The organism is Shewanella sp. c952 (genome assembly GCF_019654975.1).
Classification (GTDB): Bacteria; Pseudomonadota; Gammaproteobacteria; order Enterobacterales; family Shewanellaceae; genus Shewanella.
Genome location: NZ_BPEW01000009.1, coordinates 27,965 through 53,141, shown reverse-complemented (window position 1 = coordinate 53,141; position 25,177 = coordinate 27,965). Strand labels below are relative to the sequence as shown.

Sequence of the window (25,177 nt, the reverse complement as noted above, 5' to 3'; positions counted from 1 at the left end):
TATCGGGCTAAATAGCTCTTAAACGAGTATTTAAGTAGGATGGGTATTGATCAAATTTGAGGGCGTTGCTTGATGAAGCTTAGGATTTTTTTGCTATCGGCTTTAATGCCGTTGATGTTGCTTAGTAAGCCAATTTTAGCGGCTGAAGATGTACCTGCTATCGCAGCAGCATCTAGTATTAAGTTTGCCTTAGATGATGTTGCGAAACAGTTCCAGCAAGATACAGGTGCTAGGGTTCGTATCACCTATGGTTCCTCTGGTAATTTCGTTGCACAGATAAAGCACGGCGCGCCGTTTGAGCTTTTTCTATCAGCCGATGAACGCTACACCAATCAATTGAGCCATGCTGGTCAAACTCAAGGTAATGGGGCGGTTTATGCCGTTGGCAAGCTGGCATTAGCGGCTCCTAAGAGCTCACCGCTTGAGTTAGATGAGCAACTCAATGGCGTGAAACAGCTACTCAAAAACCAGCAGCTTAAACGCTTTGCAATCGCCAACCCTGATCACGCCCCTTACGGTGAACGCGCCGAAGAGGTATTGAAAAACTTAGACTTGTGGCAAACCATTCAACCGCAACTTATCTTTGGCGAAAATGTCTCCCAAGCAGCACAGTTTGCGCTTAGTGGCTCAACCCAAGGCGGCTTAGTCGCTCTCTCATTGGCATCAGCCGAACGATTTAAGCGCCGTGCCAATTATATTGTGATTCCGCAATCTCTATATACACCGCTTAAACAGCGTATGGTGTTGACGCTTAAAGCGGGTCAAACAGCAGAAGATTTCTATAACTATATTCAAACCGATAAAGCGCAGCATATCTTTGCTGAGTACGGTTTTGGCAAAGCGGATAACTAATGGATTGGGAAGCACTCTGGCTATCGATTAAACTCAGTACCGTTACCGTGGTTATTTTAGTACCGATGGCGATACTGGCTGGACGTTTTTTAGCTTACCGTCAATTTCGCGGTAAATCATGGGTTGAAGCACTGGTGATGGTACCGCTAGTGTTACCACCAACGGTGATTGGCTACTACTTATTAGTCGGGTTAGGCAGTGAATCTTGGTTAGGGCAGATGCTAGAGCGACTACTTGGGCATCAATTGGTATTCCACTTCTCCGGACTCGTCATCGCCTCGATATTGGTTAATATTCCCTTTGCGATTCAACCCATTCAACGCGCTTTTGAAGCTGTGCCCGAAGATGTGCGAGATGCCGCTGCTTGTTGTGGCATGAGCCGCTTGAAAGTATTGTTTAAAATTGAGTTACCTTTGGTGTGGCCAGGTGTTTTGACGGCAATGGTGTTGTGTTTCTCTCATGTTTTAGGCGAGTTCGGCGTGGTGCTGATGATGGGCGGTAATATTGCCGGTGAAACCAAGACCATCGCAATTTCAATATACGACAGCGTGCAGGCCTTTGACTTTGCCAGTGCCGGCAATATGTCGCTAGTGCTGCTGCTATTTGCTATTACAGTGTTGGCTCTTACCACCAGTTTGTCGCGACGAGTGGGAGGACAACATGTCTCAAGCCGTCGCTGATCTCTATTGCCGAATTAAGCAAACAGAACATATTAATCTCGATGCTGAATTCACCTGTAAAGCGGGTGAAGTGCTTGCCGTTGTTGGTCCGTCTGGTGGTGGAAAATCAACCTTGCTGCGAATGATAGCTGGCCTCAATAAGCCGCAGTCCGGTGAAATTCGTTATGGCAATGTGAGTTGGTTCTGCGGCGATAAGTCTATTCAGCTCACTCCGCAGCAACGACATTTAGGTTATGTGCCACAGCATTTTGGCCTGTTTCCGAATCTTACAGCTTTAGAGAATGTAATCGCGGCATTAGATCATATTCCTAAGTCTGAGCGTGCAGCAAGAGCCAAAGATTGGCTTGAGCGGGTGAATCTGCATGGGTTACCCGATAGATTGCCTGCCAACCTTTCTGGCGGTCAGCGACAACGAGTGGCTTTGGCGCGCGCATTGGCGCGAGAGCCCTCAGTATTGCTGCTCGACGAACCTTTCTCGGCTGTCGATAGAGAAACCCGTGAGCGCTTGTATCTAGAGCTTGCTCGTTTGAAAGAGCAATTGGCTATTCCGGTGATTATGGTGACCCATGATCTCAATGAAGCGCTGCTACTAGCAGACAGCATGATTTTGATCAGCCAAGGAAAAATGCTGCAGCAGGGTTCGCCAAGAGAAGTGCTGACAAGGCCGCGTGATGAAGCGGTTGCCAAGCAGATGGGGCTACGTAATATTTTTGATGCCCATGTAATAGCGCAAGAGGAAGAGCGGCAGATCACTTGGCTCAAATTTGGTGAGCATCTGATTGCGAGTACCTATTTTGAAAGTTTAGATGTCGGTACCAAAGTCCGCTGGGTAATTCCTAATCAGGGCGTTAGATTTAATTCGATCAAGCAAGGTAGGCTATGTCGCAGCTTTAACAAACTCGATATTACTATCGAATCTATGTTGGTAATGGGTGAGACGGTAAGAGTGTTAGCCAGTGTGGTCGGCGTAAAGCACAAAATTAATGCTGAGGTGCCACTGCACCTAGCCAAAAAGCTGGAGCTTGTTGAAGGCGGGGAGACGACGGTAGCGTTGAAGTCTGAATTGATCCATATCTTGGAGCTTCAAACTGAAATAGAAAGCTAGTTTTTGGCAAAATGTATGATCAAAGTTTAATCTTTACGTCACCTTGCTGTTATGTGTTTTTTTATAATATGGACGCCTAATCTTGATGGGGAGTTTATTCCGTGAAAAAAGCACTAACTGGTTCAATCATTTTATCTGCGGTATTAACCATGCCTGCAATAGCTGCTTATAATGGCCCAGGTGTTGCTAGTCATGCCTCGACCGCCGCTGATGCCGCTAAGGCAAAAGATGACACTCCTGTTGAGTTAACCGGTTATCTAGTCCAAAGTTTAGGTGACGAGAAGTACCTGTTTCGCGACGAAAGTGGTGATGTAGAAGTTGAAATTGATAATGCATTGTGGCGTGAAATGGATGTCTCAAGTGACACCAAGGTTACTTTGATTGGTGAAGTTGACGATGAATGGCAAGGCATTGAAATAGAAATTGACAGTATGCGTCTGGTTTCTCAATAATTCTTTATAGAAAGTGATTTAGCGTTTTAGTTTTCGGAGGAGCCATGGCTCGTTGGCTAGTTGGATTGTTATTAGTATCAGGTAGTGCATTTGCAGGACAAGGTTTGTATCCGCTCATGTCGACCGGTGATTATCCATCGCCGATAGAGATGATGCAAAAGCTCGAACAGCTGCACCCTGGCGTGATCTCTGAATTTGAAGCTGAACTCAAAAACGGAGAGCTGGTCTATGAGTTTAAGGTTATCGATCCAGAAGCAAAAACGAAAATAGAGTATGAATACCGCGCGATAGATGGCAGCCTCAAGGAGCGCGATGTTGAACGCTTGAAAAATGGCGACAACGACGAGCTTGCTGGCATTATGATGCTGAAGGAGAATGGAATCACATTCTCAGAGATGCTCACGATTGTTTGCAAAGACAGCGGCGGCCACTTAGTTAAAGCAGAGGTCGATAATGACCTTGGCATAAGCTACATAGAGTTAGAAATTTTAGAGGTTGATGGTAAACGTAAGTTAGCCTTCGACATGGAAAACAAGCAATTACTACCACTGCTCAAATGGGATTAACGCATGAAAATACTCATGGTCGAAGACGACGCCACGACAGTTGAATATGTTGTAAAAGGATTTATAGAGCAGGGGCACAATATTGAAACCGCTACCGATGGTCATCAAGGATTATTGCTAGCAACCAGCATGAAGTATGACTTAATCATATTAGACCGCATGTTACCGCAGCTCGATGGCCTTAAGTTATTAGCAGCACTGCGTGCAACAGGCAGCCAAACTCCAGTACTCATTCTATCGGCATTAAGCCATGTTGATGAGCGAGTCAAAGGCTTGCGTGCTGGTGGCGATGACTACATGACTAAGCCATTTGCGTTTTCTGAGCTGTTAGTGCGGGCAGAGAAATTGATGCAGCGCGGCGAATCTCAGCCAATGGTGACGGATTTAAGTGTGGGTCCACTGTCGATTGAATTGTTAACCCGTAAGGTGACCCTTGAGGGGCAAGAGATCTTACTGCAACCGAAAGAGTTTCAGTTACTGAAATACCTGATGGAACATGAGAACCAAGTGATTAGTCGCACCTTGTTATTTGAAGCTGTATGGGATTACCACTTTGACCCGCGTACCAACGTGATTGATGTGCATATTGCTAAGCTTAGACGTAAATTTGAAGAGCTAGGCCATGGCGAACTGATTGAAACTGTCCGAGGGGCAGGTTATCGCTTACGCCAAGGGCATTAAGCCCTACCAGAGTAGTGCGTGGCGCATTACTATTATTTTCTCTGCATTGGTGACTTTGATTATTGGCACCTTGCTACTCGGTATGTATCGGCAGTTGATTAATGAGCAAGAGTATCAACTCGACCTACACCTTGATGCAGAGAAAACCCGCTATCAGCAGATGGCACTTACCCTTGATAGACGCAGCTTTGCAACTCAAGTGCGCAGTGCCGATCCAAAAGTCGCCCTCATTGTATGGCGCAACTCCTTCGATCTTATTGGCTCTTTAAGCATGATCCCGAAAGACATGCCTATGCTACCTGCTAAGCGGGAGTTTCCGGTATTTACGGGTGGGCCGGATAAGATACATATTCTGACTGGCGGCATGGTAATGACTCGCTATGGACCGGTACTAATCGCGACGCGAGTTGATCAACTCGGTACCCTAATCGATAAGTTTACCAATGCAGCGATTACTGCGCTGATGCTAACTGTGGTGCTAACCTTAGCGCTGGGTTATCTGTTTTCAAAGGCCATTTTACGAAGGTTAGTGCAATATAATCGCTTAAGCGAACAGATAGAACAGGGGCAATATTCGACTCGATTACCGGTCAGTTGGCGTCAAGATGAATTTGATATGTTGGCGCAGCAATTTAACCGAGTACTAGACACCCTCGAAAAGAACCTCGCTGCGGTGCGTGGGGTTACCGATAATATTGCCCATGATCTGCGTACGCCACTGTCTCATCTGCGTATTGGTTTGGAGCAGCTACCAGATAAGCCTCAAGAGGAGTTGGCCGAAGGCTGTGCGATTATTACCGAAGAGCTAGATCACTGTTTGGCAACATTCGACGCTATGCTGTCATTGACGCGTATTGAAGAGGGACAACAGACCTTAGAACTACAATCATTAAGCTTACAAAATATCAGCCGAGATCTGTTTGAGATGGCTGAGGCGATGGCGGAGTTTAACGGCCAGTCGCTTAAGTTGATGACTGGTGAAGAGTTTAAGGTGAGTGGTGATAAGTACCTGTTGTTTCAGGCGCTATTTAATTTGGTGGATAATGCGATTAAATACTCCGGCGAAGGCGCTGAAATTGTTATTTCGCAGAATCGTAATGTGATATCCATTCAGGATAATGGCCCTGGGATCCCTGTAGGCTCTCGCGATAAAGTATTTGAGCGGCTAGTGCGCTTAGATCCAAGCAGACACCACAAAGGTACAGGCTTAGGTTTATCGATGGTGAAGGCGATTCTGTCACGGCATAATGCTAAAATAGCCTTAATGGACAACCAGCCGGGGCTAAAAGTACTGATTACTTTTTGATACCCGTGCATCTTGGTTGTTAAATCGCTCATGCCTGTTTGTGGAATCATTATGTACCAAATCATTGCCGATGAAGCTGATTTTATCGTTATTTGTAAGTCAGCTAATATCCATTTCCATAGTCAAGATGGCTCCGCGGGTGTGGTTGCCCAAGCTGAGCTCGATCTCGGGATTAAGTTATATTCAGTACACAGGTTAGATACCTTGACCTCAGGTTTACTGATCCTTGCTAAATCATCGGCTGCCGCAGCGGAATTTACTCGTCAATTTAGCCAACATAAGGTTCAAAAATACTACTTAGCGCTGGCAAAGGGTAAACCCAAAAAGAAACAAGGTTGGGTGATTGGTGATATGGCTAAATCTCGGCGCAGTATGCATAAATTACTGCGCAGCATGGATAACCCTGCTAAAACACAATTCTTCTCTCATTCTGTCGGCGATGGCATACGCCTCTATCTGCTCAAACCATTAACCGGTAAAACCCATCAACTGCGAGTAGCATTAGCCAGTATCGGCGTTCCTATTTTAGGTGATGAACTTTATGGTGGTGATGCGTCTGACAGAGGTTATTTGCATGCCTACAGCTTAAATTTCAGCTATAAAGCGCAAGCTTATCAATACAGCGTTGCCCCACCATCAGGCGTTGCTTTTAACAGCCCTGCGGTAATTGAGCAACTCCAGCAGTGGCAATCCCCTGAGCAGTTAACTTGGCCTAAGGTCAAGTAGCTTCAAGTTTGTTGATAACCTCGCTTAAGGAATATCTAAGCTTCTGCATTCACAATCTAGCCGATAGCGCGTAAGATAGTCGCCTTAAAATACCGTTGTTTTAGAGTCCATTAAACTGTCACTGAAATCTGCATCTTCAGGTAGAACGGGTATAACTAACATCATTTTTATTTAAACATGAGTAGATAATTGTGCATACACGAGCCATATATCCAGGAACATTTGATCCCGTTACTAATGGTCACGCCGATCTGATTGAACGTGCGGCTAAATTATTTAAGCATGTGGTTATCGGCATAGCGCTTAACCCATCAAAGAAACCACGCTTTACCCTAGATGAACGGGTCGAACTGCTTAAGACCGTCACTGCTCATTTGGACAATGTAGAGGTGGTTGGTTTTAGCGGACTGCTGGTGGATTTTGCTAAAGAGCAGCAAGCTAGCGTGTTAGTTCGAGGCCTACGAGCTGTTTCAGATTTTGAATATGAGTTTCAACTAGCCAATATGAATCGTCGTCTTAGCCCAGATTTAGAAAGCGTATTTTTAACACCAGCAGAAGAGAATTCTTTTATCTCTTCCACCTTGGTGAAAGAGGTCGCTCATCATGGTGGTGACGTTAGTCAATTTGTCCACATTAAAGTCGCTAATGCACTAATGAAGAAAGAACAGGGTTAAGCAGTAGACATGAGAAAATTCGCATTATCATTCAGTATTAAGCTGTTGGCACTTTTGGGTTTATGTTGCTCGGCGATGTTAAGTGCAGCGCCATGGGTAGACACCTCGGATATCTATTTGCGAGCCGACATTCAAGCATTGGCAGACGCTGGTGTGATTACCGTACCTGTAAATACCTACCCGTTAATGTGGTCTGGAATCGGTGCTGATTTGGCCAAAGCGGAGCCTTCTACACTGCCTCCAGCGTTAGTAGATGCTTATGCTCGAGTTAATTTTAACTACCGTAATGCGGTTGAGAATCGTGGCAACACCCGCATTAAGCTTGCTGCAGCAAGTGATGCTGCAAGATTCCAACACTTTGGTTCTGACTATCGTGAGCAAGGAGAGGCTAACGCTTCTTATGAGTATTTAGGTGATAGATTTGCCTATAAAGTATCAGCTTCGGCTACTTATGATCCTGCAGATGAAAAAGAGTTTCGTTTTGATGACTCTTATCTCGCGATGGCGATGGGAAATTGGATGGTGACGCTCGGTGCTGTCGAGCAGTGGTGGGGACCTGGATTTGACTCTGCACTACATAAATCAAACAACGCCAGGCCTATGCCATCACTAATGTTAAGCCGCAATAATGCCCAAGCGTTCGAGACTCCTTGGTTGTCTTGGATTGGTCCGTGGAACTTTACTGCAGGCGTTAGCATGATGGAGGAGGAGCGGGCGGTTCCGAATACGCTATTGTGGAATTTACGCGGTTCTATTCGTCCATTTAGGCAGTTAGAGATTGGCGTGTCTTGGACCACGCAATTTTGCGGTGATGGCCAAGAGTGTTCTTTTGAAAGTGCCTTTAAATCAATTACCGGTCAGAAAGACTGCCGCAATGACACTGGTGCGGGCTGTACCAACTATGGTAATCAGATGGCCGGCTATGATATCCGCTTTAGCGATACCTGGTACAACGTGCCGTTTGGCCTTTACTATGAGAGAACCTGTGAAGATTCTAAGGGCAGCATGCCATGGGATATTGTTGATTGCGGCTCGATGTTTGGCGCCGACACCCGTTTTAACTTAGACGGGCAGCAATATAAGCTATTCTTCGAGTACACCGACACCATGGTTTTTTGCGGTGAAGATGCCAACGCCTTTAACTGTTTTTATGAGCACTCAACCTATGAAAGTGGTTCGCGCTATTACGGTCGCTCTCTCGGCAGTACCTATGATAGCGACGCCAATGTCTATGTATTGGGCTTAATCGGCCAGTACGCCAATAGCAAAGGCTTTACCTCGCTGTTGCGTTACGCTCAGCTGAATAAAGATGGGGTCAACCGTGGAAGTGAATGGGCACCGCAGCCACCTAAAGAAGACTTGCTGATGCTCGAGCTGAGTTATCGCATGCCGATTTGGAATGGCATGATGAGTGTTGGTGGCACAGTGTCGCAATCTGAGTTTGAAACCGAAGAGAATGATACTGATGCAACAGTGTTTGGTACTTATGAATACCGCTTCTAACAGTTCTTTTTTAGCTTAATAGAGATTAAAGTGTGAACATTAAGCTGTTCGTCAGGCTTGTTGGGCTGCTGTTTATCGCTGTATTAGTGGCGGTGGCAGTTCAACAAGGTTTCTTTCAACGCTTGAGTGATAGTCAATGGGTGGCTGATTATGTGGCCCAGAATGGCTCTCGCGCGGTAGCTGAATTGGTATTGATGGGGGCTTTCTTTTCCTGCATTGGTGGTCCAAGGCAAGTATTAGCTTTTGTGTTTGGTTACGCTCTTGGTGGAGTTCAAGGGGCTATTTTTGCTACCGTGGCCGCACTTCTTGGCTGCATTATCCTATTTTACTTTTCCCGCTTTGTATTTCGCGAACAGATCAAGCGCCGCTTTGCGCAAAAGCTGGCGCGACTAGAAGCGCTGATTATTCACAAAACTTGGCTTAAAGCCTTAATGATCCGTCTGTTACCTTTGGGTAGCAATTACATCACCAACCTGCTTGCAGGAACTACCTGTGTCAGCCCGTGGCAGTTTTTTGTTGGCAGTGGTGTGGGCTTTCTGCCGCAGATGTTCATTTTTAGTTTTGCGGGTGCCGGAGTTAGCTTGAGCGATGAGCATCACCTACAGGTGAGCGTCGTGCTGTTTGTTATCGCGTTAGCGATAGGGATCTATCTTTACCGCACCCGATTAGGCAAACAGCTTACAAAGACAGATGATTAGCGCGGTTGGCAGATGCTGCAAAACACGGTTGCGCGCTGACCCAGCTTTATTTCACTGAGTAATTGACCACAGTGAGTACAGGTTTCACCTCCCCGACCGTAGACATGCAGTTTTTGCGCAAAGTAACCGGGTTTACCCTCAGCGTTGGTAAAATCTTTTAAGGTGGTACCGCCTTGTTTAATCGCACGGGCAAGGATCTGTTTTACCTCTGCGACTAATATAGTAATGCGCTCAGCATCGACCTTACCCGCCTCTGCTTGTGGATGAATACCCGCTGCAAATAGCGCCTCATTAGCATAGATATTACCGACCCCAACCACGATGTGATTGTCCATCAAGCACAGCTTTATCGCTTTTTTCTTATTGGCCAAAGCATCTAATAAATAACTGCTATTGAACGAGTCTTCTAACGGTTCTGGGCCCAGTTTTGAGAGTAATGGGTGGGCTTGTTCTGGCAATTCATTCCAAAGCCAAGCACCAAAACGTCGTGGATCGTTGTAGCGTAGAATTTTGCCGCTGGCGAGTACCAAATCTATGTGGTCATGTTTCTCAACTGGACTGTTCACTGGCAAGATCCGCAAACTACCTGACATGCCAAGGTGGACAATCGTCGTGCCGGCATCTGTATCTATCAGTAGGTATTTGGCACGGCGACGTACAGCTCGAATTGTTTGGCCTATTATCTGTTTCGCTATGTCTGGCACAGGCCAGCGCAGTGAAGGGTTACGGATAATTAAATCCGTCACAGTGTTATCAATTAAATAAGGAGAAACTCCTTGCTTGGTGACTTCAACTTCGGGGAGTTCCGGCATTATTTAATCTCTTATCAATTTAAGCAGTTGGCTACAGAATATGGTTTAGTTAACTTTGGCTCGGATAATAGGTGTAAGTTGTTCTCGTAAGCTGGCGGGAATAAGGTACCAGTTACCTGCAGGTGATTTTAATAAGCCTTGCTCGCTAAATAGCACCCATACTTGCGCTGATTCAATATCGGCTATTTGGATCACTAGTTCAGCGGGTTCGCCTGCGGTTTCAGGTTGTTCGACTAAGGCAGAAATATGCACTTCATTCCATGCATTGGCCCATTCTAGGCAGTTAAGTACTTCTTCGCTACATTGCCAACCGGACTGACGTTTTTGCAGCCAGTAATTACCGAGTTGCAGTTGTGAAAGCGGCGCTGATTGATCGAAAAGAGCCTGCGTCAGCATGGTTGGCTGGTGGCGATTATCTTCCACTACAGTGAGTACTGAGATCATTAAGATAGATGCCAGTATGATAATGGTATTCCACTTTTTTCGGGAAAAGGCCATAGGGATATAATTCAAAAGGTTACTTAAGTATTAAGTGTATCTGCAAGTTGAGGGAACCACAAATTTGCTGTGCGGTGGCTGACTTCTTGATCATCAGGCTTCGCCTGACCAAAGTCGTGGGATTCCATCCCCCCGGGCAAGGAGGACTGCTCGTCCTTATCAAGAACATCAGCCAGTTGCCTTCCATGACTCTCGCTCAGAGAGTCCATGGTAATGGACTTCGCCCTTGCATCCACCATGACGCCACGACGGAGTTACATGCATTAAGTACGGGCCTCACACTCCAATAAAAATCGCCTAACGGCTCAGATGGTACATCTGATATGAATGGATTCACGAATGCCGTGATGGCATGGATGCCAATGAACGGCCATGTCATAGTCGAGCTTACATGGACAACTCTGTTCCATACAAAATTTGGCGCTACCTCCACCTCTGGAGGTCAAGGTTTACCGAGGAAATTAGAACCACAGATATTCCATATTGCGATAAAATATCCTTGGTTAGTAAAGATAAGTAGGTTTTGATTTTTTTGTAAGAGTATAGAGAGTAATATTTAACTGGGGGCGTAAGCTACACTAATTGAAAGTAAGCGTTAGCCCATTGTATCCGGTCGTTAAGTAGTCGAAATGGAGTGATCTACATGAGTCGTAATATTCTATTAATGGGAGCTGCCTTACTTGCTTTAGGTGGGTGTAGCTCGTCATATCAACATAGTGAGCTTCAAAAACCAGAGATGAAGCTCGACAGGAACGTTGGGGTGTTAATTTCAACACCTGAAAACGGGTGGTATAGCGACAGAGAATATAGTAACTCCGGGCGTATGACTGCTAATGCGGTTAGAAATGCTTTTTCTAAGAACGCGCGTAAAGTCGCCGTGACCAATAAGTGCAAAGCAGAAAGTTGTTTAGATACTATCGACGTAAATACTTATGGATATTATGTGCAGCCTATTATTCTCCATTGGGAAGATCGTGCCACAGAATGGTCAGGTAAACCTGATAAATTAGAAATTCAAATCATTACGTATGATGCTAAAACCAAAAAAGAAATTGGCAACTCAACCTATTCAGGCAAGAGTAAGTGGGCTTCTTTTGGTGGTGATCATCCCCAAGATCTTTTAGAAGCGCCTACAAATACGTACGTGGAAAGCTTGTATAAGTAACTACTACCAAAGGGGGCTGTGGCGTCAAAAGCTAATTGTAGGCTCTTGGCGCATCACATATTTAAGCTCAAATGCCAAATTGCAATGTGTTGATAATCTAGTCATTCCGCGCTAGATGTGCTTTTGCTGTAACTGTACATTCTGTATGCAATTGGAATTAGACTCATTCATTAATGGAGGTCATTTCTGATGGTAATAGAGTGATTTAATCGTGTCTTTCAGCCACCGTAATTTAGGGTTGTGGGCGTTTCGCTTATGCCAAATTAGTGTGAAGGGGATTAACAGTTTGTCTTGCGCAGCTTTATTGATAGGGACCGGTAAACATACGAGTTCAGGATGTAACTGTTGGGTATAACCTAGGCAATATTCAGGCGCTGTGGTGAGCATATTCTGTTGGGGTTGAGCGGCCATAAATAACGATTGCTCGAAGCTCGACATGGTTAGTGCGATATCGCGTTTTAAACCCTGTTCGCTAAGTACTTCATCAAGTGCCCAGGTTTCACTCTGTTCCCACACAATATTAATATGTGGATACTTAAGAAAAGTGTCCATATTCCACTCTTCGGATAACGCGGGATGATCTTTACGTAAATACACTCGCGGAAGATCAGAGAACAGGATCTCAAAATCAATGAAGTAAGGCAGTAGTTCTAATGACTCTTTAGAGCGAGGGTGGCTTTCCCTACCCGTTAAACCAATATCCATTTCACCGCGGACAAGTGCCCCTATTGAATCATAATCCCAGTTATGAGTGTTGATTTTAGCGTTGCTATAACGATGCTGAATTCGCTGGATAAGCTCGTTTAGCTTGAATAACAACAACGGCGATTCTATGGCTAAATCAAAGTGCATCCCTTGAGGAGAATCTTCACTGTGTTTCTCTAGAATTTGGCTACTCATCTGCAGCCAATCTGCCAGATCTTGCTCCATGCTCTGCGTTAGCGGAGTAGGCGCTAAGCCTTTGGGTGTGTTAACAAATAAAGGGTCATCAAACCAATCACGTAATTTCCTCAACGATTTACTTACCGTTGAGGGGGTGACATTGAGTTTGGCTGCTGTTTTCGAAACACTGAGCTCTTGAGTTAACAGTTGCAAGGTATGCAACAAATTCAAATCAAGACGGGCTAGTGATGGTTTCATATCTCTGACCATGGGAAGACTTAGGGGTCAATAGTATTAGAGCCAAGCTAGTTAGGCTACCCATAATCAATGCGATCGCCAGCATATTCAATGCGCTGACGCCAATCACCCCCATAAACCAGATATAAAACGCAGCGCAAGAAACTTGAGTAATACCCAATATTGAACTTGCCACTCCAGCGCGAGTGACAAAGGGGCTGAGTGCTTGGCTCATCGATACCCCAAAGCCAATAGCAAAGCCGGAACATAGTAGTGCAAAACTCAGTAAGTACCATTGAGTATCGAAATTCGCAAAATAGCTGACCACAATGACTATTGCAGAGAGGGCAAAAAAGCTTTGTGATGTCAGCAATAACGTACGTTCTTTAAAGAAAGACAAAGCGATAGGGGCGGTAAACGAACTGATCATACTGACTAAGGCCGTTAATGCCATAATGATCGAGTACTCACTTCTATCAAAGCCCATGTCCCCCATGACGAGTAATGGCGATACATTGACGTAAGTTAGAATGATGATCATGCCGAGTGAAGTGATAACCAAGCGGCTGATAAAAAAGCGTTCTAAAAATGATTCTTTATCATAGTTATTTTCGGTACTTTTTTGATTATTCTTTGTTTGATGTTGGGGTCTAGTTTCCTGTAACACCAATGTTGATAGCAAGCAAACAACACCGCCCATGATTGCCATGGTGAGAAACAGGCTCGGCCATGGGTATTTCAGCATAATTAAATAACCAATCACAGGTGCGATCACTGGAATCACACAGGTGATCCCGTTGATCATGGAGAGTACTTTAGCACGGCGAGTATCATCTAAAACATCCCGGATAATTGCAAAAGCGACGACATAACAACTACCTGCACCGATCCCTTGAATGAATCTGGCGATAAGAAACCAAGTACTATGCTCTGCCATAGAGCCAAATATTGATGAAACCGTGAAGATAATTGCTCCGGCAATAGCAACAGGCTTGCGGCCAAGTGTGTCGGCCACTTTTCCGGCAATTAGCATAGTGGTTGCCATACCGGTGAGATAAATCGAAAAGGCATAATGTAGCTGAGATTCTGTCGCCTGAAGATCTGCTGCAATTTGTGGTAAACCGACAAGGTAGAGATCAATGGCTGTGGGATAGAGCAATACAAGTGCAAAACTGCACAGAAGATATTTTGACATAGTAACCTCAACAATTAGTTGTGAGCATATTAGTCCGAACAAATACCGCTGACGAGTGAGGTTTCTGACATCGAGTATGTCCATTGGCGACAAGTGGGTTATGCAGACTCGTGCGATGAGGTTAAGCCAGCTTTAAAAATATAACTCGGTTTGATACAAGTCGTGGGCTCCTATCCCACGGCAGAGAGTGTATGCTTTTAAAACTAGTGCCGATGCGATTGAGGCCGTCGAAAACAGAGAAGCTCTTATTGAGATTCGATGGCTGTACTAGCAGTTAGTCTCAGTAGAAGCTGTAAATATGGTCACTAATTCTCATCCATGTTATATCGAAATTCCATCAGAGTGCTCCTGTCAATGATAATAGAATCGCTCATCGACATTGTCCTCGTAAATTTAATTTAAAATGTTAAAACAATAGGTTATATTAAAATAAAGAATATTATCAAGGCGCATTGGTAATAGAAGTGCTGCACGGGTAATGATGTTATCACTACTGCGGTTTAATAAGCTGTTATGTGTTCAAGGAAGATATCGAGTATGAACCAAGATAAATCAGAAGCAATATTGAAAGCGATTACGGAAGATAGACATGACTAAATTATATTAGAGATCGAATCTCTTAAGCCATCGAAATATAGCTGGTTAATCGGCGCAATCATTCAATCAGTTTTGATTTTCTATATATTAGTTTATATGCAAGAGGATTCCATATTTATGGAGACTAAAAGTATCCTCATAATGCTGGTTGTACTTTTGTGTAGAAATACCTACTCAGATAATAATGTTCATAAGAGAATAGATGCCTTACTTCATCTCGTTAGTGCTAAATCTTTTAGTCGTAAAAACACATAATAAGAACTTAAAACAAAATTAAAACAGTTGGTTAAATCTCTATTTTCGACATTGTACAACCCACTTTTTTAGCCCGTCTAGTGCTGCTTTTATGCGATCAAACCTAAATGTATCCCAAACAATCACGCTCAGACAAACAAAACCCGACTTTACGTCGGGTTTTATGTTTATGACTCTTGAGCTGACAATCTAACACTGTAATGACTGTAACCAGCGAAACAAACAAAGCGACAATAACCGTTCAAACAACCGTTAATGCCTAACCACCTGTGGCATTCATAAACCTAAGGATCTGGGTTTCGCCGTTGGGGTCAAAATGGTGTTCTTTGGGCTTATGCTTGATACCGTCTAAAATGGCGGTTTTTAGCTTTTCGATGTCACCGGGGAATTCACGCACAATCGCTTTTAAGTCGACGGAGTTTTCGTTGCCAAGGCATAACAGTAAACGCCCTTCAACAGTCACGCGTACGCGGTTACATTCGTGGCAGAAGTTATTGCTGTGAGGCGAGATAAAGCCAACATGAATATCGCTGCCGGGCATAGTGTAATACCGCGCAGGGCCACCTGTACGGCGATTCGATACATTTAACTGGTAACGCTCACGAATTAACTTTTTGATCTCTTCACTGCTGCAATGACGACTGCGCTTACGCTCATCAATAACGCCCAACGGCATCTCTTCGATGAAGGCTATATCCAGTTCGCGTTCGCGGCAGAATTCGATGAGGTCGAGCACTTCGTCATCATTCTGACCACGTAAAATTACTGCGTTAACTTTAATCTTCTTAAAGCCAGCTGCACATGCGGCGTCAATACCTGCTATTACCCGATCGACTTTACCGTTACGGGTTAAGCTAGTGAACAGATCTGGCTTGAGGGTATCTAGGCTGATATTGAGCCTGTTAAGCCCTGAGTCATGCATCTCTTGGGCAAAGCGGGTTAAGCGTGAGCCGTTGGTGGTCATCGACAGCTCTTCAAGTCCCGGTAACTTACCGAGCAGTTTGACTAATTGGTCACAGTCGGTGCGCACTAATGGTTCGCCGCCGGTTAGGCGAATTTTCTTCACGCCTAACTCGGTGAAGGCTTGCCCAACCCATGCGAGTTCTTCAAGACTAAGTACATGCTCTTTACTTAAAAAACATGGATCTTCGCTCATGCAATATACACAGCGAAAATCACAACGGTCTGTGACCGACAGGCGAAGGTATTCGACTGTGCGGCCAAAGTTATCAACGATCAAACTCATACTACTTACCTACAAGACCTTTAAAGAAGGTCGGCAAAAGGTTGGATATAAACTGTGTCACCTGGTTGTAACTGATCATCTTTTTCACCTATCACGATGAGACAGTTTCCTTTTACCATAGAGCTAAGCATCCCTGAGCCTTGAGCACCTGTTGTGGTTACATGTAACTTACCATCAGCGCCTAGATGGTAGATCCCGCGCATAAACTCGGTACGACCGACTCGACTGCGCAGTGGTTTATCTGTGGTTGCTGGCACCATAGTCGGTGTCCAGTCTTGCTCACCCGCAAGCTTGCGAATGGCAGGTTGTACAAATTGTAGGAACGACACCATCACTGCAACGGGGTTACCTGGCAGGCCGAAGAACAGGCTGTCACCGATTTGACCAAAGGCCAGTGGACGACCCGGACGCATGTTAATCCGCCAGAAGTTAATCTGGCCAACCTGCTCGAGTACCGTTTTAATGTAATCGGCATCGCCGACCGATACACCACCTGAACTGATAACGATATCAGCTTGCTTGGCGGCGTTTTTCAGTGCATCAGCTAGCGCAGCTTCAGAGTCTTGAATAATGCCTAAATCAATCACTTCGCAACCGAGTTTCTTCGCCATCGACTTGATGGTGTAGCGGTTGGAGTCAAAGATACAGTTAGGTTTTAATGGCTCACCCGGCTGACAAACTTCATCGCCAGTGGAGAATACCGCAATAGTTGGGCGCTTAAAGACGGGCAGCTCACCAAAACCAAGGGATGCGAGTAAACCTTGCTCGGCAGCATGCAGTCGAGTATTGGCGGCAAGCGCGGTTGCGCCTTGGGCAATATCTTCACCCGCTTGTCTGACGTGTTGGCCTAAAGCCATCTCGCCTTCAAAGCGCACTTGGCCATCTTGTTCGTTAGCCAGTTCGCGCAATTGCACGGTATCTGCGCCAGCAGGTACTGGAGCGCCTGTCATAATGCGGACTGCTTCACCGGCTTGAATGGTGCCAGCATAAGCGTGGCCTGCCATGACTTCGCCAACCATCTTATAAGCTTGGCCGTCTGCAGCGAGTTTAAAGGCGTAGCCATCCATCGCTGAGTTGGTATGCTGCGGCACGTTAACGGGCGAGATCGCATCACTAGCGAGTACTCTATTTTCTAACTCATCAAGTGCAACGGTTTCAGTCGCGGTGACTGGATTAACGTAAGACAGAATTTTATCTATGCCTTGGCGTACCGACAGCGTGGTGCTGTTATCGAGTTCACAACCACAGCTTAGCGCCATTGGCAGATCGATAGGGCATGGCTTCCAGCTGGCAATGTAGTCACAGACATAATCGGCTATCTGCGGCACATTATTAATATCTAGCCGTTTTAGCTCGGCAGGCAGCTCGGTATCATCGCAACAAGCAATCGCTTGAATATTGTCGTCATGGGTATGGATGAACGGTTTACCATGTGCGGCGCGGTGCAACTCAATTTTTGGCAGTTCGAGCTTTTTAAAGCCTTCAACCAAGACGATATCGACTTTGTCTGCTTCAATTTGGTTTAAAAGATGAGGCAGTTCTGGGTCAGAGTCGCGTGCATCTTCAGTCATTAATGCCCAGCGAACATGGGAGGCAACTAGCATCTGCTTGGCGCCGGCTTTACGCATTTCGTAACTGTCTTTGCCTGGAATATCGACATCAAAATTATGATGAGCGTGCTTGATAACAGCGAGGCGAACACCACGGCGGTTAAGCTCTGGGATCAATTGCTTTAATAAAGTGGTTTTGCCGGTGCCGCTGTAGGCACAAAATCCGAGAACGGGAATAGGTAACGGATTAGTAAAAGGTATGCTCATTTACACCTCAGGTTATTCTTTTCGTTGGCGATAGCTTCGCTAAGTTGCTGCTTCTGTTCTGGCGTATTGACGTTAATAAAGGCATTCGGCTGGTCGCTGAAATCAGTCACTACGTAATTGTGCTTGGCGTACCAAAAATCGATTTTGCGTTCGCCAGCATCTAAAAATGCTTTCATTGATGCACGTAAACTCGGCTTTAATAACATCACTACGGGTTGTTCGCGTTTACCATCGCTTGCAACTGCAAGCTCTGCATCTTCCGCGGTCAACTGCGCCAGCATTCTGCTGACTAAATCACTCGGTAACAACGGACAATCGCAAGGCACGACCATTAAATAGTCTGCTTGTGTGTGACTCATGGCAGTGATCATGCCTGCTAACGGGCCAAGATAGCCGCTGTCTTGATCACTGATGACCTCAAAGCCGAATTCAGAATACACCTTTTGATTACGGTTTGCGTTGATCAGGATCTCCTTAACTTGAGGATTTACCCTGTCAATTGCATGTTTTATCATCGGCTGGCTTTCTAATTCAACTAAGCCTTTATCGTTGCCGCCCATACGTCTGGCCATACCGCCGGCGAGGATCACTGCATCGATCGTTATCGTCATCACTTCTTCCTGTTATTAGGGGCTTACTTAACAATAGCAATCATACTCCGACGCAAAGCAACTTAATGCTGGCGAGGTAGCAATTTTAGTACAGCTATTAGGCCATATTGTTGAGCATATTAGGATTAATATGAACTGCTAATGTAGGTGGTGCTTCAGGCACCTTATCATTATTGCTTATTTTATTGTTATCGATAAGCCATACATGGTCGCATATTTGGGTCAGCATACACGACTGATGGCTACTAATGATCATGCCTGTACCCTGTTTTTTAAGGTCGGCGACCATCTGCAATACCAGATGTTGTGAGTGCTTATCCATGTTTGATGTCGGCTCATCGAGCATCATTAGCTTAGGCTCGACAATCCAAGCGCGTGCTATTGCCAATCTTTGTCGCTCACCACCCGATAAACTTGAGGCAGATTGGCCTAACAAGTGGCCTAATTGCGCCATCTCAATCGCTTGTTCTGTGCGAGTGTTAAGCTTGACTTTATCGTTATCTGAAAAGGCTTTTGGGTAGGTGAGATTGTAAAGCACTGTGCCATCAAATAGATATGGATGTTGATGCAGATAAAGCGCCTTACCAACGATGGAGTTACTGCGCCACCAAGGAGCGAGTGAGTAGCCAATCGCTTGCACTTGCCCTTGAGTTGGCTTAATCAATCCCGCCAGTAATTTCATTAATGTGGTCTTGCCACAGCCATTGTCACCTTGCAGGTGGATAACTTGGTTTTGCGAAAATATCAGTTCGGCGGCGCTAAACAGATGTTTATCACCAAATCGCATCTCAAGATCTTGTGCAATAATTTTTGCCATGCTGATTAATGACTCCTCGGCTCAGCTTTGCCTCTTAGGGTACCTAAGGCAAAGTTTAGCACTAGTGCTAATACTAGCAGGACTAGACCAAGCGCAATGGCTTGAGCAAAGTCACCTTTACTGGTTTCTAGGGCGATAGCAGTTGGGATATTTCGGGTGACACCGGCAATGTTGCCGCCAACCATCATCGAACAACCCACTTCAGTCAGAATACGACTAAATGCAGCGATGATAGCGAGTAATAGTGGCACTTTTAACTCGCGACAAACGGCCCAGATAGCGCTATACCACGGTGCACCTAGTGTGCGAGAGGTTTCCCATGCTCGGCGGTCAACACTGGTGAATGCGGCTTGGCTCATGGCGACAAGTACCGGCGCACAAATCATCATCTGCCCTAAAATCATGCCTTTTTGGGTGAATAACCATTTAAGATCGCCAAGTGGGCCCATACGAGTGAGCAGCAGGTAGACTAAAAGTCCGATGACAACAGTGGGTACAGATTGCAGGGTTTGAATCAGGTTGGTCACCAGCCAGCGGCCGCGGAAGCGAGAAAAAGCCAGCAGAAAGCCGAGTACCATAGAGGGCAGCAAGGTGATAGCTAATGCTGCAAATGATACTGAAAAAGATACCGATATAATGGACCAGACTTCTGGATCCAATGAAAACAGCAGGCTTAACGCCTGCTGTGTTAGGGCTAACCAGCCTTCATTCATTCGCTATAAGTTGCCTTGAACAATTGTTCTCCCTGAACTTTATAGTTATTGATCATCCCTTGCGCTTCTGCGCCGATCAACCAATCACTTAATGCTTTAGCCCCTTTATGGTTCAAATCTGGGTATTTTTCAGCATTGATCAGCATAATTTGATAAGGGTTAGCGAGTGCTTTACCACCATCAAAATCTACAGCTAGGTCAATCTTACCTGAGTAGGCAACAAAAGTGCCACGGTCAGAAAGTGTATAACCTTGTAATTCGTTTGCCATTAATAGTGTTTTGCCCATGCCTTGGCCAACTGAAGTATAGCCAGCAAAGTCTGGTTTAACATCGGCCTTATTCCAAAGAATAAGCTCTTTCATATTGGTGCCTGAATTGTCACCACGAGAAATGAAAGGCGCACCTGATTTAGCTATTTTGGCAAATGCCGCTTCAGCTGAATCACTCGGGCGAATTTTAGCAGGGTCATTTTTTGGACCTAAGATAACAAAATCGTTTTCCATTATCCCACGTGGAAGTCTGCCATAACCTTCTGAAACGAACTTAGCTTCAGCTGCTGGTGCATGTGTCATTACAACATCAACATCACCTTGGCGAGCAAGTTTAAGGGCTTTACCAGTTCCTGTTGCAATCACCTGAACTTTATAACCGGTTTCGGCTTCAAAAGTAGGTAAAAGGTTCTTCAACAAGCCTGAGTTTTCAGTACTGGTAGTGGTTGCTAGCTTAATAACTTCATTGGCTTGAACAGGCATTCCAACAAACAATGCAGCAGTCACAGCAAGACCAATAACGCGTTTAAGGTTTAACATTTTTACTCCTTGGCAAATATAAATGGGTTGCTCTATACCTGAGTACCCACTGAAAAGTGATATCACTTATGCAAACAAGAGCAAGTTTGATGCCATTTATATATTCGAGGATTTTGTATCACATCAGTCGCTTAAGTGTGAGCTTGATCCCATGCTTATCAAAAAGCATTCAGACAATATGTCCCAACGTCGCTAAACCGTGGTTCATAGTGACCTATTTCCAGCCGTTAGGTGGTAGACTTTGTTCATTATGAGTCAAAATGTCCTGTTTAAGACAAGATGAGCCAGAGAGTAAATACTATGAAGCCAATTCCTTCCGCTGTATCAGTACTAATTGTCGACGATGAACCTGGTATGCGCAGCTTTTTGAAAAAGGCACTGGCAAAGAAGTTTGCGCTGGTGGAAACCGCTTCCAGTGTGGAGGACGCAGAACAGTTACGCTCACGCTGTCACTTTGACCTGCTTATTGTAGATATTCGCTTACCTGGGCGTTCAGGCATTGAATGGCACGAAGCACTCAATGATCAAGAGCGACGATCTGACATCATCTTTATGACCGGTTATGCCGATATGGATGTGGCAATAAAAGCACTGCGCGCAGGTGCATCTGATTTTATTATGAAGCCGTTCCATCTAGAGCAGATGATGAAAGCCGTCGATCGCTGTATTGAGCGTCGCTTACTCAAGCGAGAAAACTTAATGCTGCGCCGCGAAGTCTCTTTTAATCAATCCTCTACCATTATTGGTCAGAGCGATGCGATGACTGAAGTAAAAGATGTGATTGCGCGTGTGGCGCCAACCAATGCCGTGGTCTTGATTGAAGGTGAGTCAGGCACAGGTAAGGAGTTGGTGGCCAGACAGCTGCATACATTGAGTGGTCGCCAAGGGCCATTTGTGGCGGTTAATTGTGGTGCCATCGCTCCAGAATTATTAGAAAGTGAGTTATTTGGTCACTCCGCGGGCTCTTTTACTGGCGCAAAAGGTAATCGCGAAGGTTTGTTTAGTTTTGCTTCGGGCGGTACTATTTTTCTCGATGAGATCGGCGAGATGCCGCTAAAAATGCAGACAGCGTTACTGCGAGTGTTAGAGCAAAGAACCATTAGACCCGTCGGCAGTGAGAAAGAGATTAATATTGATGTCCGGGTGCTAGCGGCGACTAACCGCAAGTTATCTGAGGAGGTTGAAGAGGGTAACTTTAGGCGTGACCTATACTACCGCCTCAACGTGCTTGATATTGTGATCCCACCACTGCGTGATAGACCTGAAGATATTGTAGAGCTGACCCATCACTTTACCTGCCAGTTAGCCTCTGAGCTTGGCGTTAAAGAGGTGGTATGGAGCCATGAAGATATGCTTAAACTGCAGCAACATGAATGGCCAGGTAATATCCGTGAGCTGCGAAATATGATTGAACGCTGTATATTGCTCGGCAAGCCACCTGCAGAGTACTGGAAAGCTCAGCCTAAAGCAGAGATGGTGGCAGAATCTGGTTACCCGCTGCAATGGGCGTTAAAGGATGTTGAACGTGACCATGTGACCCGCGTTGTCGATATACACGGTGGTAATAAATCAGCTGCAGCAAGAGATCTTGGTGTATCGCGTAAAACGCTAGACCGCAAGTATAAAGAGTGGTTTGGCGGTGAAAAGAATATTGAAGAATAAGCCATTGGGCAGGAGAGTTTAGGTGTCATTTTTTTCCAATATATTTGGTGTTAGTTGGCAGCAGATGCAGGCTAAGGTGCGTTATCGCATTCTTATTCTCACCTTGTTACCGATCTTGTTAACACTTGTCAGCCTAGTGTTTATTACCATTTATTGGAATATCAGTTACACCGGTAAACAGCTGTTTATGAAAGTAAAGGCGGACTTAACTGTCGCCAATAATACCTTGGAGTCAGTGCAAACAATTCAAGAGAAACGACTTGAATTGGTGATGAAGTCTTGGAGTTTTCAAAATGAGTTTCGAGAGTTAGATCCTAATGCACGTGCAACAAGGAAAGCATTGCAGCAGCAGTTAGCGCTTACCAAAACTGAGTTAGATCTCGATTTTCTGCGCTTGATTACTGTAGCTGAAGCGGCAGCCGACCCTGATCTGCGGCAGATGCTGCCACATATTGAAGACGACAAACCGTTTTCAGGTTTGATGGTGTTATCGCCAAGTCGATTGTCTCGTATCGATCCTGCATTAGCTGAGCGGGCGAAAGTGACCGTAATGAAAACTCAGCGGGCACAGGAACCGAGTAAAGTTGATGAAAAACGCGGGCTGTTGAGTCGCTCGTTACTACCAATTCCTGATGCCAATGGACATGTGGCTTGGTATCTCGATGGCGGGATTTTGTTGAATCGAGATACCCGTATTGTTGATCATATTCGCGATCTGGTTTATGACAAAGGTACCTTACCTGAGCGCTCTATTGGTACGGTGACGATTTTCCTCGATAACATTCGCATCAGTACCAACGTACCGCTGCACTTTTTCCCTAAAGATGATGATAAACGTGGCCGAGCGCTCGGGAGTCTGGTGTCTTCAGAGGTGCGCGAAAAAGTTTTGAATCAAGGATTGCTGTGGGTCGATCGTGCCTTTGTATTTAATGATTGGTTTATCTCCGCTTACGCGCCTTTAGAGGATGTGCAGGGGAAACGTATTGGGATGATCTATACCGGTTTCTCTGAGTCACCGTTTATTCATAATTACCTGCTGAATATTATTGAACTGGGTACCATCTTGATGCTGGTATTACTGGTTTCTGGTTGGTTAGTTTACCGTGGTGCCTATAGCCTATTACAACCGATTGAGCGTATTCACCATGTAGTGAAAGCGGTGCAATCAGGCCGAAACCTTCGTATCGGCTCCTTAGGTCTTGATAGCGGTAACGAGTTGTCTAATCTGGCTGAACAGTTTGACCGCATGCTCGATTTGCTGCAGCGACGTAATACTCAAATTCAAGCCGCCGCAGAGCAACTCGAGGTTAAAGTTGAAGAGCGTACTCGTAGCTTGCAGGAAAAAACCGAAGAACTACAAGCCAACGTCGCCTTGCTTAATGAGACTCGTCAGCAACTGGTTATCAATGAAAAGCTAACAGCACTTGGTGAATTGACCGCGGGTATCGCCCATGAGATCAATAACCCGACAGCGGTGATCCTCGGTAATATGGAGCTGCTAAAGTATGAGTTGGGCGATAATGCCGATGTTGTCGAAGAGGAGATTGAACTTGTCATCCAACAGGTAGGCCGTATCAGTACCATTATTCGCAGTTTATTGCAGTATAGCCGTCCTGGTGAGTTCAATGCGCCGTTAGAGATGCACCAGATCACGCCGATTATTGAAGAGATGTTAGTGCTCGTTCGCCACTCAATACATAAGCAGGAAGTGGTGCTGAATCAAGAACTCAACGCTAGTTATCCAATTCAGGTTAACCGTCCACAGCTGTTACAGGTGCTTATTAACATAGTTGTTAATGCTGCTCATGCGATTAATGACAAAGGTCAGATCTGGATCCGCACCTATGACTGGGTACAAAGAGGCGAACCGGTAGGGGTAAAGATTGAGATAGAGGACGAAGGTAAGGGGATACCGGAAGAGGAACTTAACCGTATTTTCGATCCATTCTACACCACTCGCAAAGATGGGACGGGTCTAGGCTTATCTTTAAGCTACGGTATCATCAAGCGTATTGGTGGCACTATAGATGTGACCTCTACGGTGGGTAAGGGCAGTATGTTTACTATTGGCCTTTACCATACCGCGGTTGAAGCGAAAACCGACACTCCGTACGAAGGGCTGCAGTTCCATGGCAGTGCTGATGATCAGCACTAGCTAGACTTAATCGATAACTCAATATAACAAGCCAGAACTTTCCTTCTGGCTTTTTTATACCCGTCTAGCCGAAGATGCTCACAATAGAGGCATTTACTCGATAGCGTTAGGAATTTCAGGCAAAAAAAAGCCAGAATAAAATTCTGGCTATAAAGAGTGTGTGTGAGCAATGTCGTGCAAAACCAGTCGCAATAAATTAATGCTAAATAAGCAGTTACCTAGTGCACTTGGTAAAAAACTCAAACTTTCAGGAGATGAGATGCCTTTAAGTTTTGATGAGTTCTGGAACGCATGTAAATAATAATCATTATCATTTGGTTGTGCAAGCTTTATTTAAATAATTCTGTAATTAGTTGACTAAAATGGTGCGTTATTGAGGTAATTCATTTATTTACAGATGCTTAGTTGGAGTTTTTTTGCGGTAACGAGAGTAATACCAATCAGTATAAAGATTTGATCGCTC

General features: G+C 45.2%; 24 protein-coding genes. 14 read left to right on the top strand and 10 right to left on the bottom strand.

Annotated elements, in window-relative coordinates; translation table 11 throughout:
* Positions 1-105: 105 nt before the first annotated feature.
* The 11 genes from modA to K5R16_RS08580 all read left to right on the top strand — a co-directional run bounded on the left by modA (position 106) and on the right by K5R16_RS08580 (position 9,243).
* Positions 106-852 (top strand): molybdate ABC transporter substrate-binding protein, encoded by a 747-nt coding sequence (gene modA, locus K5R16_RS08630; RefSeq protein ID WP_259649810.1) that lies wholly within the window; start codon positions 106-108, stop codon positions 850-852.
* Positions 852-1,532, top strand: coding sequence for a molybdate ABC transporter permease subunit (gene modB, locus K5R16_RS08625; protein ID WP_220737158.1), 681 nt, complete (start codon positions 852-854; stop codon positions 1,530-1,532). Before modA ends, modB begins: the two co-directional genes overlap by 1 nt.
* On the top strand, positions 1,513-2,637 hold the full coding sequence (locus tag K5R16_RS08620; protein ID WP_220737157.1) for an ABC transporter ATP-binding protein: 1,125 nt from the start codon (positions 1,513-1,515) through the stop codon (positions 2,635-2,637). Before modB ends, K5R16_RS08620 begins: the two co-directional genes overlap by 20 nt.
* Before the next feature lie 101 nt (positions 2,638-2,738).
* Positions 2,739-3,089 carry a NirD/YgiW/YdeI family stress tolerance protein gene (locus K5R16_RS08615; protein WP_220737156.1) on the top strand — a complete coding sequence of 117 codons (351 nt, stop codon included), beginning with the start codon at positions 2,739-2,741 and terminating at the stop codon, positions 3,087-3,089.
* A gap of 44 nt (positions 3,090-3,133) precedes the next feature.
* Positions 3,134-3,655: a PepSY domain-containing protein gene (locus K5R16_RS08610; protein WP_220737155.1), complete on the top strand. Its 522-nt coding sequence runs from the start codon at positions 3,134-3,136 to the stop codon at positions 3,653-3,655.
* Positions 3,656-3,658: 3 nt separating this feature from the next.
* A complete protein-coding gene (locus K5R16_RS08605; RefSeq protein WP_220737154.1) occupies positions 3,659-4,336 on the top strand; it encodes a response regulator transcription factor in 678 nt (225 codons plus the stop codon).
* Between the two features lie 49 nt (positions 4,337-4,385).
* On the top strand, positions 4,386-5,642 hold the full coding sequence (locus K5R16_RS08600) for a HAMP domain-containing sensor histidine kinase (protein WP_220737236.1): 1,257 nt from the start codon (positions 4,386-4,388) through the stop codon (positions 5,640-5,642).
* 51 nt (positions 5,643-5,693) lie between these two features.
* Entirely contained in the window at positions 5,694-6,368 is a 675-nt protein-coding gene (locus K5R16_RS08595; RefSeq protein ID WP_220737153.1) for a TIGR01621 family pseudouridine synthase, read from the top strand.
* Between the two features lie 191 nt (positions 6,369-6,559).
* Entirely contained in the window at positions 6,560-7,042 is a 483-nt protein-coding gene (gene coaD / locus K5R16_RS08590) for a pantetheine-phosphate adenylyltransferase (RefSeq protein ID WP_220737152.1), read from the top strand.
* A gap of 9 nt (positions 7,043-7,051) precedes the next feature.
* The gene (locus K5R16_RS08585) at positions 7,052-8,545 is read left to right on the top strand and encodes a capsule assembly Wzi family protein (RefSeq protein WP_220737151.1); all 1,494 of its coding nucleotides are present in this window, start codon (positions 7,052-7,054) and stop codon (positions 8,543-8,545) included.
* A gap of 32 nt (positions 8,546-8,577) precedes the next feature.
* Entirely contained in the window at positions 8,578-9,243 is a 666-nt protein-coding gene (locus K5R16_RS08580; protein ID WP_308440805.1) for a TVP38/TMEM64 family protein, read from the top strand.
* Here K5R16_RS08580 and mutM read toward each other — a convergent pair.
* Both mutM and K5R16_RS08570 read right to left on the bottom strand, forming a co-directional pair.
* Complete coding sequence (mutM, locus tag K5R16_RS08575; protein WP_220737150.1) at positions 9,240-10,055, bottom strand: bifunctional DNA-formamidopyrimidine glycosylase/DNA-(apurinic or apyrimidinic site) lyase; 816 nt, start codon at positions 10,053-10,055, stop codon at positions 9,240-9,242. The genes K5R16_RS08580 and mutM overlap by 4 nt on opposite strands.
* Positions 10,056-10,100: 45 nt before the next feature.
* Positions 10,101-10,553: a hypothetical protein gene (locus K5R16_RS08570; protein WP_220737149.1), complete on the bottom strand. Its 453-nt coding sequence runs from the start codon at positions 10,551-10,553 to the stop codon at positions 10,101-10,103.
* 643 nt (positions 10,554-11,196) lie between these two features.
* On the opposite strand from K5R16_RS08570, the gene K5R16_RS08565 reads away from it, so the two are divergent.
* Entirely contained in the window at positions 11,197-11,718 is a 522-nt protein-coding gene (locus tag K5R16_RS08565; RefSeq protein WP_220737148.1) for a DUF4823 domain-containing protein, read from the top strand.
* Between the two features lie 180 nt (positions 11,719-11,898).
* On the opposite strand, the gene yidZ is transcribed toward K5R16_RS08565, so the two are convergent.
* From yidZ to K5R16_RS08525, 8 genes are all read right to left on the bottom strand, one after another.
* Complete coding sequence (gene yidZ, locus K5R16_RS08560; protein WP_220737147.1) at positions 11,899-12,858, bottom strand: HTH-type transcriptional regulator YidZ; 960 nt, start codon at positions 12,856-12,858, stop codon at positions 11,899-11,901.
* Positions 12,833-14,032, bottom strand: coding sequence for an MFS transporter (locus K5R16_RS08555; protein WP_220737146.1), 1,200 nt, complete (start codon positions 14,030-14,032; stop codon positions 12,833-12,835). The genes yidZ and K5R16_RS08555 overlap by 26 nt, the downstream gene beginning before the upstream one ends.
* A gap of 1,111 nt (positions 14,033-15,143) precedes the next feature.
* Entirely contained in the window at positions 15,144-16,130 is a 987-nt protein-coding gene (moaA, locus tag K5R16_RS08550) for a GTP 3',8-cyclase MoaA (RefSeq protein WP_220737145.1), read from the bottom strand.
* Positions 16,131-16,150: 20 nt separating this feature from the next.
* Complete coding sequence (locus tag K5R16_RS08545) at positions 16,151-17,947, bottom strand: bifunctional molybdopterin-guanine dinucleotide biosynthesis adaptor protein MobB/molybdopterin molybdotransferase MoeA (protein WP_220737144.1); 1,797 nt, start codon at positions 17,945-17,947, stop codon at positions 16,151-16,153.
* Complete coding sequence (gene mobA, locus K5R16_RS08540) at positions 17,944-18,558, bottom strand: molybdenum cofactor guanylyltransferase MobA (protein WP_220737143.1); 615 nt, start codon at positions 18,556-18,558, stop codon at positions 17,944-17,946. Before mobA ends, K5R16_RS08545 begins: the two co-directional genes overlap by 4 nt.
* Before the next feature lie 97 nt (positions 18,559-18,655).
* A complete protein-coding gene (locus tag K5R16_RS08535) occupies positions 18,656-19,381 on the bottom strand; it encodes an ATP-binding cassette domain-containing protein (protein WP_220737234.1) in 726 nt (241 codons plus the stop codon).
* Positions 19,381-20,088, bottom strand: a complete 708-nt coding sequence (locus K5R16_RS08530) for an ABC transporter permease (protein ID WP_220737142.1) — start codon at positions 20,086-20,088, stop codon at positions 19,381-19,383. The genes K5R16_RS08535 and K5R16_RS08530 overlap by 1 nt, the downstream gene beginning before the upstream one ends.
* Positions 20,085-20,897, bottom strand: a complete 813-nt coding sequence (locus K5R16_RS08525) for a substrate-binding domain-containing protein (protein WP_220737141.1) — start codon at positions 20,895-20,897, stop codon at positions 20,085-20,087. The genes K5R16_RS08530 and K5R16_RS08525 overlap by 4 nt, the downstream gene beginning before the upstream one ends.
* 279 nt (positions 20,898-21,176) lie before the next feature.
* Between K5R16_RS08525 and K5R16_RS08520 the strand changes: the two genes are divergently transcribed.
* Together K5R16_RS08520 and K5R16_RS08515 are read left to right on the top strand one after the other, a co-directional pair.
* Positions 21,177-22,559, top strand: a complete 1,383-nt coding sequence (locus K5R16_RS08520; protein ID WP_220737140.1) for a sigma-54 dependent transcriptional regulator — start codon at positions 21,177-21,179, stop codon at positions 22,557-22,559.
* Positions 22,560-22,581: 22 nt separating this feature from the next.
* Positions 22,582-24,714, top strand: a complete 2,133-nt coding sequence (locus K5R16_RS08515) for a HAMP domain-containing sensor histidine kinase (RefSeq protein WP_220737139.1) — start codon at positions 22,582-22,584, stop codon at positions 24,712-24,714.
* The last annotated feature ends 463 nt before the right edge of the window (positions 24,715-25,177 follow it).